An 11,066-nucleotide genomic window follows, 5' to 3' on the forward strand; every position below is an offset into this window, starting at 1 on the left:
GGCCCGCGCGGCTAGGCGGGCCGCTTGGTCAGCAGGTGGTCGCCGAGGACCAGCGCGTCCAGGTTCATCGCGAGGAACGCGCGGCACGCGTCGGAGGGCGTCTCGACGAGCGGCTCGTCCCGCCGGTTGAACGAGGTGTTCAGCAGAACCGGGACGCCCGTGCGCGCGCCGAACTCCCGCAGCAGCCGGTGGCAGCGCCGGTCCTGCTCGCGGCCGAGCGTCTGCACCCGCGCCTTGCCGTCCACGTGGACCGCGGCGGGGATCAGGTGCCGCGCGGCGGGACGGACGTCCACGGCCAGCGCCATGAACGGGCTCGGCCCCTGGAGCTCGAAGAACTCCCCGGCGCGCTCCTCGACCACCATCGGCGCGAACGGCCGGAACCACTCGCGGTCCTTGACGGCGGCGTTGATGTGGTCGCGCATCCCGGCCCGGCGCGGGTCGGCCAGGATGCTGCGGTGCCCGAGGGCCCGGGGGCCCAGCTCGGACCTCCCCTGCCACCAGCCGACCACCTGGCCGTCGCACAGCCGGTCCACGACCGCCGCCAGGAGCGGCGCCTCGTCCAGCCGCGCGTGCTCGACGTGCTCCCCGACCGCCGCGACGGCGGCCTCGACCTCGTCCTCGGAGTACGGCGGGCCGTAGTAGGCGGTGCGCATCGTGGTGTCCACGGGCAGGCCGCGCGCCTTCACCTCCAGCAGCAGCTTGCCGACGGCCTGGCCGTCGTCGCCGGGCGCGGGCACGACGAACACCTCGCGGAACGGGCCGTCCCGGACGATCCGCCCGTTCGCGACGCAGTTCAGCGCGACACCGCCCGCGAGGCAGAGCCGGGGGCTCCCGGTGAGCCGGTGCGCCCGCCGGGCCAGGCCGAGCACGATCTCCTCCAGGATGACCTGGCCCGCGTGGGCGATGTCCATGTCGTCCTGGTCGAAGCACCCGGGGACCGGGGGCCGTGCGCGCGCCCGGACGAACTCCTCCCACAGGACCTGGTCCTGCGGCTCGGGCGGCGCCCACCCGAACTGCTCGCGGCCGAGGGTGTTGGCGAGCACCACGGAGGTGAACCGGGGATCGACCCGGTAGCGGCCGTCGTCGCGGGTGCCGGCGAAGCGGCGCAGCCGGTCGAGGAAGTGCGACGGGCGGCCGTAGGCGGCCAGCGCCATCGTCTTGCCCTCGCAGTTGAGCTGGCCCATCCCCGCCAGCACGCCGACCGCCGTGTAGAAGTGGCCGATCGACTCGGCGGCGAACACACCGGAGGAGGCGGCGAGCTCCTCCACCAGCCGCAGCCCCGCCGCCGTCCCCCGCCAGACGGACGTGGTGACGAGCCGGTCGTGGCGGTAGCCCTGGCCGTCCACCACGAGCACCGCCGCCTCGTCGAAGCCCGAGCCGTAGAAGGTGCTCGCCGCGTGGTGGAGGTGGTGGTCCTCCCGGCGGAGCCCGCCGGAGTTGTCCACGAACCGGTCGCCGGGGCCGCCGAGATGGCGCCCGTAGGCGGGCCGGTCGCGCAGGAACCGGTAGGCGAGCCGGGAGTCCCAGCTGTGCTTGCGCCGGTCGCCGACCCGCTCGGAGGCCAGCGCGACGATCTCGCCGCCCGGCGCCAGCATCGCGACGCCCCCGTCGTGCCAGGAGGTCGCGTGGCTGTGCAGCAGCGCGGGCAGCGCACGGTGTTCCACGGGCTCCCCCGCGAGGGTCAGGCGTCGAATCCCAGGGACGCGACGAACACGAAGTTCGGCGACCGGTTCACCAGCCTGATGACGACGAAGTCGTTGTACAGGCCCGGCGGGACCTCGGTGTCGACGTGCACCCGGACGCTGACGCGGGCGGGCAGCGCGCGGCCCGCGAGGTCGACCGCGAGGTCGGCCTTGTTGTTGTCGGACGTCGTCAGCCGGGTGGTCGCGAGCACGACCTCCCTGAAGTGGCCGGGATGGGCGGGGTCGGCCTCGTGGAGGATCACCGAGACCACATGGCCCGGGTAGCCGGCGAACGTCGTGACATTCTCGGTCAACACCTGCAACGTGGTGGTGTTCGGCCCGGCGGGATCGGTTTTCTGGAGCGTCAGCGGAAGCTCGACGGTAAGCCCGGAATAGGCGGCGTCGCCGTACACACCCGGTTCGTCCCCGAGGTGGACACGGCCCTGCCAGACCAGTTCCGGCTGGATGCTGAGCATGTGCTGACCTCCCGTACGCGGGGCCCGGACAATTCGGTTTCCCATGCTATCGAGAAAGCCCGCTCCCTGTCATTGCCCGCGCCGATCCCGCGGCCTTCTCCGAATGGATCAAGAACGGCCCGTGTCGGATCTTCACCGGACGGTCACCAGTCACAAGATCCGTTATTTGCGATCAATATCGGAACAAATCCGGCCGGAGGCCGCGAGGCCGTGACCAGGCGCTCCCCGCGGAGGGCACCGGCGTTTCCGTCCGGCAATTCCCGGCGCAATGCGCCCGAACAGGCGAAAGGAGGGGGTCCTTGGGATGATGCTCCTCCTCGGCCGTCCCGCACGCCGTCAAGGTGTTTGACCGCGTTCGGCGCGTCAGTTGAACGGGCGCGCGTGTGATTGAACGGACCGATCTGTGAGCGTTAGCCGGTACGTCCCGTCCGGTGGGCGGGCGCGAAACGAGAGCGAGGACGGGCCTTCGTGACCGGAAAAGGTGGCAGGATCAGGCGCTGGGCGCGCCGGCGGTTCGACGACGACTCGATCACCCGGCAGCGGATCAAGCCCGGCACCGTGCGGCGGATCGTCCCCTACGCGCTGCGCTTCCCCTGGCTGCTGTCGGCTCTGCTGCTGGCGACGGTGGCCGAGGCCGTCTTCACGGCGCTCAGCCCGCTGATCCTCAAGGCGATCATCGACGAGGGGATCATCCCGCGCCGGTTCGGCGTCGTGCTGTGGCTGTGCGCGGCGGTGGTCGGGCTGGCGCTGGTGAGCGCGGCCGTCGACTACATGCGGACGTGGTGCGCCGGACGCGTCGGGGAGGGCCTCGTCTACGTCCTGCGGACGAAGGTGTTCGACCACGTCCAGCGGCAGCCGCTCGCGTTCTTCACCCGCGCGCAGACCGGCGCGCTGATCAGCCGCCTCAACTCCGACGTCATCGGCGCCCGGCGGGCGGTGACCTCGCTGCTGGTGGGCTCGGTGTCGACCATCCTGACCCTGCTCCTCGTGGTGGGGGCGATGTTCTACCTGTCGTGGCAGCTCGCGCTGGCGTCGCTGGCGCTGATCCCGCTGTTCCTGCTGCCGATCCGGCTGATCGCCCGCCGGGTGCAGCGGCTCACCCGCGCCGGCATGGAGCTGGAGGCGGACATGGGCTCGCTGATGAACGAGCGGTTCAACGTCGCGGGCGCGATGCTCGGCCAGCTCTACGGGCGGCAGGACGAGGAGTCGGAGGCGTTCGCCGCGCGGGCGGGCCGGCTCCGCGACATCCAGGTCCGCGGGATCGCGGTCGACCGGATGACGTCCCAGCTCGTCGGCGTGCTCACCGCGCTGATCACCGCCGTCGTCTACGGGCTGGGCGCGGCGCTCATCATCGACGGACGGCTCCAGCTCGGCACGCTCGTGGCGATGGTGGCGCTGCTGCTGCGCCTGTACGGCCCGGTGGACCAGCTCTCGACGATCCAGGTCGACGCGATGACGGCGCTGGTCAGCTTCGACCGGCTGTTCGAGATCCTCGACCTCAAGCCGCTGATCAGCGACCGGCCCGGGGCCCGCGACCTGCCCGCCGGGCGGGAGGCGCCCGACATCGAGTTCGACCGGGTCTCCTTCCGCTACCCGACGGCGGAGGAGGTGTCGCTGGCGTCCCTGGAGTCGATCGCCAGGCGCGGGGTGGAGAAGACCAGCGACGCCTGGACGCTGGACGGGCTGAGCTTCCGGGCGCCCGCGGGCAGGCTCACGGCGCTGGTCGGCCCGTCGGGCGCGGGCAAGACGACGATCACCCAGCTCGTCCCCCGGCTGTACGACGTCGGCGCGGGGGCGCTGCGGATCGGCGGCCACGACGTCCGGGACCTCACGCTGCGGTCGGTGCGGGAGGCGGTCGGGGTGGTGACGCAGGACGCGCACCTGTTCCACGACACGCTCCGCGCGAACCTGGAGTACGCGCGGCCGGGCGTGACCGAGCGGGAGATCGTCGAGGCGTGCGTCGCGGCGCGCATCTGGGACATGGTCGAGGCGCTGCCCGACGGCCTCGACACCGTGGTCGGCGACCGCGGCTACCGGCTCTCGGGCGGGGAGAAGCAGCGGATCGCGCTGGCCCGGCTGCTGGTCAAGGCGCCGCCGGTGGTCGTCCTGGACGAGGCGACCGCGCATCTGGACTCCGAGTCGGAGGCCGCGATCCAGCGGGCGCTGCGCTCGGCCCTCGCCGGCCGCACGTCGCTGGTGATCGCGCACCGGCTGTCCACGATCCGGGAGGCCGACCAGATCCTCGTCGTCGAGGCGGGGCGGATCCGCGAGAGCGGCACGCACGAGGAGCTGCTGAGCCAGGGCGGCCTGTACGCGGACCTGTACCGGACGCAGTTCGCCGGCCAGGCGGGGGACGATCCGGCCGTCCGCTCCACCTGACCGGCGGCACCTGACCGGCGGCGCGCGATCCCCGCGTTCGCCTAGCGCGCGGCGCCGAAGTCGTGCACGACGACGGCCGCGGCGCCGACGCTCGGGTGGCGCTGCAGGACGGCCTCGATCTCGCCCAGCTCCATCCGCACCCCGGCGATCTTGACCTGCCGGTCGACGCGGCCGAGGTACTGCAGGACGCCCTGCGGCAGCACCTTCACCTCGTCGCCGGTCCGGTAGAGGCGGCCGGTCGCGGTGGTCTCGAAGGGGTCGCGGAAGAAGGCGTCGCGGGTGCGGTCGGCGTCGCCGGCGTAGCCGCGGCCGACGCAGGTGCCGCCGACGAACAGCTCGCCGGCCTCGCCGGGCTCGGCGGCGTGCCAGCCGCCGTCCTCGCGGCGCAGGACGTACAGCCGCGAGTTGATCACGGGGGCGCCGATCGGCAGCCGCAGCAGCCCGAGGTCGGCGGGGGTGACCGTGTGGTGGGTGACGTCGTCGGAGCACTCGGTCGGGCCGTAGGCGTTCATGAGGCTCGCGTGCGGCACCTCCGCCAGCCAGCGGCGGGCCAGCTCGGTGGGCAGCTCCTCGCCGGTCGCGAGCATCCAGCGCAGGCCGCTCATCCGGGGGGCGTCCGCCGCCTCGGCGAGGTCGTCGAGCAGCAGCCGGATCATCGTCGGGACCAGCTCGACGATCGTGACGCCCTCCGCGTCGACGTGCCGGGCGAACGCGGCCGAGTCGTGGCCGGTCCGGTCGGCGACGACCGTGACCCGGCCGCCGAGCAGCAGCGGGCAGAGCATCTGCCAGACCGAGATGTCGAAGCCGAGCGGGGCGGTCTGGGCGAGGACGTCGGACGCGGTCATGCCGAGGTCGATGATCTTGGCGTGCAGGTGGTTGAGCATGCCCTGGTGCTCGACCACCGCGCCCTTGGGCCTGCCGGTCGAGCCGGAGGTGAACAGCATGTAGCGGGGCTGGTCCGGGCCGTCGAGCCGGGCGGCGCCCCGCCACGGCTCGGCGGACGCGGCGTCGGCGGCGCGCACCACCGGCACGCCGGCCTCCCCCGCGCCCTCGGTGAGCGCGGCCGTCACCTCGCCCGGGTCGGTGGCGAGCAGCAGCACCGCGCCCGCCTGCCCGAGGACGTCGGCGACGCGCCGGGCGGGCCAGCCCGCGTCCGCCGGGACGTAGACGGCGCCGAGCAGCTCGATCGCCAGGAACGCGGCGATGACGTCGACGCCGCGCTCACCGCCCACGGCGACGACGGTGCCGCGCCCGGCGCCGTGCCGCTCCAGCAGCGCGGCGACCCGGCGGGCCTCCGCGGCCAGCTCGGCGTAGCCGACCCGGCGGCGCTCGTCCTGGACGGCGGGGCGGTCCCCGGCGGCGGCGAACCGCTCGACGTGCGTGATCACCGCGTCGGCGAGGTCGGCCTCGTGCTCGCGGCCGAGCGCCAGCTCCCGCGCGCGCCGCAGGTCGGGATCGGCGATCGGCAGTTCCGGCAGTTCCGAGGGGGCGAGCAGGGTCCGCGCGATCGTCATGATTCCGCTCCCAAACAGTTCGACACTTGAGGGCCATTACCCCGCGCCACGGGGATGAACGCAGCTTTTGTGATTCGCTGCCCTACAGTACGGTGACCGAGGCTACGGCACCCAGTACCGATTTGCCTATTCTCCTTTCTCCCGGAACCCTGCCGTCACCGCTGCCTGTCATTCATTGGGGTGTGCGCAACGTGACCATTATCGACTCGCCACACGAGTTCAACGTCGAGGACCTGTACGTCGACCTGCGCGGGCCGATCGGCTCCGCGCTGTTCCTGAAATGTGAGGGATTCAACTTCGCGGGGTCGGTGAAGCTCAAGGCCGCGGCGCAGATGGTGGAGGCGGCGGAGGAGGAGGGCGTGCTCGGCGCGGAGTCCGTGCTGGTGGAGTCGTCGTCGGGCAATCTGGGCATCGCGCTGGCGCTCATCGCGGCGAGCCGCGGGCTCCGGTTCCGGTGCGTCACCGACCCGCGCTGCAACCCCGCCTCGCTGCGTTTGATGCGGTCGCTCGGCGCGGAAGTCGAGGTGATCTCCACGCCGGACACCAATGGCGGCTTCCTGGAGAGCAGGATCCGCCACGTGCGGGAACTGTGCGCGTCCAGCGATGACTACGTGTGGCTCAACCAGTACGCGAACCCGAGCAACTGGAGGGCGCATTACCGGCGCACCGCGCCCGCCATCGCGAGCGCCTTTCCTGGCCTTGAGGTGCTTTTCGTCGGCGCCGGGACGACGGGCACGCTGATGGGCTGCGCGCGCTACTTCAAGGAGCACCGGAAACCGGTGACGATCGTCGCGGTCGACGCGGTCGGGTCGGTGACGTTCGGCGGCATCCCCGAGCGGAGGCTCGTGCCGGGCCTCGGCACGAGCCGCCGCCCCGAACTGCTCGACGAGGCCTACATCGACGACGTCGTGTTCGTCCCGGAGACCGACACGATCGCGACGTGCCACGCGCTGGCGGCGCGGGGCTTCCTGTTCGGGGGCTCGACCGGCACGGTCGTCAGCGGCGCCGTCCGCTGGCTCGGGGAGAAGTACCCGGGCGCCGAGCCGGTCGCGGTGGCGATCTCACCCGACCTCGGTGAGCGCTACCTCGACTCCATCTACGCCGACAGCTGGCTGGAGGAGCACTTCGGCGCGCTCCCCGCCCGGTCCTGACGCGGCGTCCCGGCCCCGACGCGACCGCCGCGCGGCCGAGCCGCCGGGCGGCGGTCGGCCACGCGGCGGTCGGCCACATGGTCGCGGGGACGGGCTAGCGCTGCTCCATCGCCGCGATCAGGCTCTTCGGCCGCATGTCGGTCCAGGACCGCTCGATGTAGTCGAGGCAGTCCTGCCGGCCCGCCTCGCCGAAGACCTTCTCCCATCCCTCCGGCACCTCGACGAAGACCGGCCACAGCGAGTGCTGGCCCTCGTCGTTGACCAGGACGAGGTAGCTGGCATCGGGGTCGTCGAACGGATTGGTCATCTCGCCGTCCTCTCTCAGGTGATCGGCCCACGCGCACCCACTATGGCGCGCGTCCCCGTGGCCGCGTCAACGCCCACCGCGGGCCCGCCGCGGGGCCCGCGCGGGACGCGTTCGACTGCGCCGGTGTGCCGGTTGAACACCAGGTGGGACCGGCTCCGGCGGCACGCCGCGGTGCCCTTGATCGGCCCGCTCGCGCGGTGCCAGGGTGGCGCATGCCCTTCGTGAGCACCAACGGGATCCGGCTCTCCTACCAGCGCGCGGGACGCGGGGAGCCGGTGCTCCTCATCATGGGGTCGGGCGCGGCGGGCCGCGTCTGGACCCTGCACCAGACGCCCGCGCTGCACCGGGCGGGCTACGAGACGATCGTGGTCGACAACCGCGGCATCGCGCCCTCCGACGTCCCGCCCGGCGACTACGCGCTCGCCGACCTCGTCGCCGACACCCGGGGCCTGGTCGAGGCGCTCGGGATCGGGCCGTGCCGCCTCGTCGGCACCTCGATGGGGTCGATGATCGCGCAGGAGCTGGCGCTGGAGTCGCCGGAGCTGGTGCGCTCGGCGGTGCTGATCGCGACGCGGGCGCGCTCGGACGCGGCGCGCCGCGCCCTGGCGGCGGCCGACCGGGTGCTGCGCGAGAGCGGCGTCCGGCTGCCGGACGCCTACCGGGCCGCGCGGACCGTCGTGGAGATGCTGTCCCCGGCGACGCTGAACGACGAGGCGGCGATCGGGGGCTGGCTGGAGGTCTTCGAGATGTCGGGCGGGGACGACGTCGCGCCCGGTCAGCAGACCGTCGAGCCGGCCGGGGACCGGCGGGAGGCGCTGCGGGGCGTCACGGTGCCGTGCCGCGCGATCGCCTTCGCCGACGACCTGGTCTGCCCGCCGCACCTGGTCGCCGAGGTCGCCGACGCCATCCCGGACTGCGACCTCGTGGAGATCCCCGGCTGCGGCCACCTGGGGAACCTGGAGCGCCCGGACGCGGTCAACACCGCCATCGTCGAGTTCTTCGCCAAGAACTGACCGCCCCGGGCGGCGGCCTCACACCGGGCGCGGGTCGGCGGGCAGCGGCCACGCCACCGCGCGGGGGTCGGGGACGGCCTTGCGCCACGTCCGCTCGGCCGCGACGGTGAACCCGCGCCGCAGGTAGTTCCCCCGGGCGTTCGGGTGGTCGAGCGTGCTGGTCGTCAGGTGGACGCGCCGGGCCGGGCCGAGGTCCTCGGCCCACACCTTCCCGCGCCGCCAGGCCCGGCGGGCGCACTGCTCGACCAGGTGGCCGCCGAAGCCGCGGCCGACGAAGGCGGGGACGAGCCCGACGAGGTGCACCTCGGTGTCCCCGCCGGGCTGCGCCTCCAGCTCGAAGTAGCCCGCGACCGTGCCCTCGGCCATCGCGATCCAGGTGGCGAGGCCGGGGCGGGCCAGCCAGCGCGCCCAGTCGGCGTGCGTCCAGCCGAACCGGTCCGTCCAGCAGACGCGGGCGCCGACCGCCGCGTACAGCGCGCGGCTCAGGTCGGGTGAGGCCGTCCCGGCGAGGCTGAAGGTCATCTCGCCGGGCGGCTCGGCGGCCGGGCGCAGGTCCGCGCGGTCGCGCATCTCCAGCGTCCACTCGGTGACGTCGATCCCGGTGGTGCCGGTACCGGTCGTGTCGATGCCGGTCGTGTCGGTCCCGGTGCTCGTCACCGGCGGCCCCCCTCGTTGGCTGGACGGACGGCGGGGACTACCAGCGCCACTCCTGCTGCTTGAACAGGTGCCCGGCCCTGATGTCCCGGTCGGAGCACCAGGTGAGGAACTCCTCGATCTGCTTGATCTGGTAGGTGTCCTCGTTGTAGGTGGTGGCCATCACGTGGCCGAGCCAGTCCTCCTCGCCCATCGCGTAGACGTAGGCCTCGGTGGCGCCCAGCTCGGTCATGATCGCGGCGGCCTGCTCGGCGTTGGAGCCCGACAGCTTGCGCGAGTTGCTCATCTTCTTCGTGACCGGGACCGTCAGCAGCGCCTGGTAGAGCCAGGTCAGCGGCGCGCCGTCGCACTCCATGCCGAGGAAGGCGATGTCGGCGGTGCCGAGGTGGCCCTTCACGTACCGGTACAGGCTCGGGTCGATGCCGGAGGAGTCGGCGCCGACGAACACCTTGCGTCCGGCCAGCTCGACCCAGTACGTCGACTTGGCGCGGATGTCGAGGTCGCAGTGCTCGCCGAGGAAGGGGGTGGCGACGACCCGGCCGCCGGGGAAGTCGACCTCGTCGAAGTCGTCGACCTCGATGACGGGGAAGCCCTGGTGGCGGAGCATCAGCGCCATGGACGGGTCGGCGAGGTTCCCGCGCGAGGAGCGCGGCACGACGATCGCGCCGACGCGTCCGCGCAGTTGCAGCAGGGTCTCCAGGACGATGTGGTCCTGGTGCCCGTGCGTGATCAGCACGAGGTCGATGTGGTCGGGCAGGTCGTCCAGCGTGTAGCGGTCGCCGGCGGTGCTGTCGGCGCTGATGAACGGGTCGGTGACGATGGCGGCCTCGGCCGTCTGCAGGACCAGGCACGCGTGCCCGAAGTAGCGGATCCGGCCGCCGCCCTCGATGTGCCGGTCCGCGGCGAGGCTCGGCCGCTCGCTCAGCATCCCCGACAGGTGCGCGGCCTGCGCGTCGTCCAGCCCCAGCGCGTCGCGCAGGTGGGCGAGGGTGGTCGGCTGGACGCGGGCCTTGAACAGCTCCTCCAGGCCGGGGTGGTCGAAGGGGATGTCCAGTTCCAGGACGTCCGGGGACGGCAGCCGAGGCGTGCTGAGGATGAACGGGCGCTCGATGCCGGTCTCGAAGGACAGCTGCACCGACTGGCGGGCGTTGGTGTAGTAGTCGCTCTTGTAGACGACCGGCTCCATGAACCGGAGCTGCGCCTGGTTGTCGGTGTCGTAGGCGAGTTCCACCAGCCCGCCCAGCTCGGAGGGGAGCTTGGGGTAGAGCGGGGTGAGGTCGAACCCGGTCGCGTTCGCGCGCAGCAGTTCCTGGCCGTCGGCGATCGCCTGCGCGAAGCGCAGCATGTCGGCGCGGTCGCGCTTGATGGCGGCGAGCAGGTCGCGCACCTCGTCGGCGCGCTCCTCGGGGATGTTGATGAAGTAGCCGCCGCGCAGCTCGGGGTTGTTGCTCGCCGCGATGTGGACCTGCGGCGACTGGAGGTAGGACTCCAGCAGCGGCACCTGGAGGAACGCCAGGTTCATCGCCGCCTGGACGGGCGCGACCGTGTAGGGCCACGCGAAGAACCGGTCCACCAGCGGTTCGACGATCACCTTCGACCGCAGGAACAGCTTCTCGTCGGTCATCTACGTCTCAACCTCCAGGAACCCGATGGCACGGGCCGTCGCCAGAACGAAAGGGCCCGCGTTTCCAAGGCACGGGCGAAAGGAACGGGCGAAAGACCCGCGCGCCGCGCCACGCATTCGTGCGCACTCCCGCATCAGCATGTCTTCTCCACTCGCGGCCGGGCAATGATCCCCCGCGCATGCCCCGGGGAATTGAACATGCGAAATGGAGCGGGCGCCGTTCAACCGGGTCGTTGAGTCAGTTGAACGGGCCGCGAACTTGATCG

The 11,066-nt window shown here is 72.5% G+C and carries 9 protein-coding genes; 3 read left to right on the top strand and 6 right to left on the bottom strand.

Going from position 1 to position 11,066, the window contains the following annotated elements; all coding sequences use genetic code 11:
- Positions 1-11: 11 nt before the first annotated feature.
- On the bottom strand, positions 12-1,664 hold the full coding sequence (locus GNZ18_RS40370; RefSeq protein WP_312875022.1) for a carbamoyltransferase family protein: 1,653 nt from the start codon (positions 1,662-1,664) through the stop codon (positions 12-14).
- A 17-nt stretch (positions 1,665-1,681) separates the two neighbouring features.
- Positions 1,682-2,158 (bottom strand): hypothetical protein, encoded by a 477-nt coding sequence (locus GNZ18_RS40375; RefSeq protein WP_156222840.1) that lies wholly within the window; start codon positions 2,156-2,158, stop codon positions 1,682-1,684.
- Between the two features lie 468 nt (positions 2,159-2,626).
- Here GNZ18_RS40375 and GNZ18_RS40380 point away from each other — a divergent pair, with 468 nt between their 5' ends.
- Entirely contained in the window at positions 2,627-4,537 is a 1,911-nt protein-coding gene (locus GNZ18_RS40380; protein WP_308166300.1) for an ABC transporter ATP-binding protein, read from the top strand.
- Positions 4,538-4,578: 41 nt separating this feature from the next.
- On the opposite strand, the gene GNZ18_RS40385 is transcribed toward GNZ18_RS40380, so the two are convergent.
- On the bottom strand, positions 4,579-6,051 hold the full coding sequence (locus GNZ18_RS40385; RefSeq protein WP_156222842.1) for an amino acid adenylation domain-containing protein: 1,473 nt from the start codon (positions 6,049-6,051) through the stop codon (positions 4,579-4,581).
- Positions 6,052-6,242: 191 nt separating this feature from the next.
- Here GNZ18_RS40385 and sbnA point away from each other — a divergent pair, with 191 nt between their 5' ends.
- Positions 6,243-7,202, top strand: a complete 960-nt coding sequence (sbnA, locus tag GNZ18_RS40390) for a 2,3-diaminopropionate biosynthesis protein SbnA (protein WP_242889932.1) — start codon at positions 6,243-6,245, stop codon at positions 7,200-7,202.
- A 94-nt stretch (positions 7,203-7,296) separates the two neighbouring features.
- Here sbnA and GNZ18_RS40395 read toward each other — a convergent pair whose 3' ends face one another.
- The gene (locus GNZ18_RS40395) at positions 7,297-7,509 is read right to left on the bottom strand and encodes an MbtH family protein (RefSeq protein ID WP_156222844.1); all 213 of its coding nucleotides are present in this window, start codon (positions 7,507-7,509) and stop codon (positions 7,297-7,299) included.
- A 212-nt stretch (positions 7,510-7,721) separates the two neighbouring features.
- On the opposite strand from GNZ18_RS40395, the gene GNZ18_RS40400 reads away from it, so the two are divergent.
- Complete coding sequence (locus tag GNZ18_RS40400; protein ID WP_156222846.1) at positions 7,722-8,522, top strand: alpha/beta fold hydrolase; 801 nt, start codon at positions 7,722-7,724, stop codon at positions 8,520-8,522.
- 18 nt (positions 8,523-8,540) lie between these two features.
- On the opposite strand, the gene GNZ18_RS40405 is transcribed toward GNZ18_RS40400, so the two are convergent.
- Together GNZ18_RS40405 and GNZ18_RS40410 are read right to left on the bottom strand one after the other, a co-directional pair.
- Positions 8,541-9,179 (bottom strand): GNAT family N-acetyltransferase, encoded by a 639-nt coding sequence (locus tag GNZ18_RS40405; RefSeq protein WP_312875023.1) that lies wholly within the window; start codon positions 9,177-9,179, stop codon positions 8,541-8,543.
- A 37-nt stretch (positions 9,180-9,216) separates the two neighbouring features.
- Entirely contained in the window at positions 9,217-10,800 is a 1,584-nt protein-coding gene (locus GNZ18_RS40410; RefSeq protein WP_156222849.1) for an MBL fold metallo-hydrolase, read from the bottom strand.
- Between the last annotated feature and the right edge of the window lie 266 nt (positions 10,801-11,066).

It is taken from the genome of Actinomadura litoris, from assembly GCF_009733595.1.
Classification (GTDB): Bacteria; Actinomycetota; Actinomycetes; order Streptosporangiales; family Streptosporangiaceae; genus Spirillospora; species Spirillospora litoris.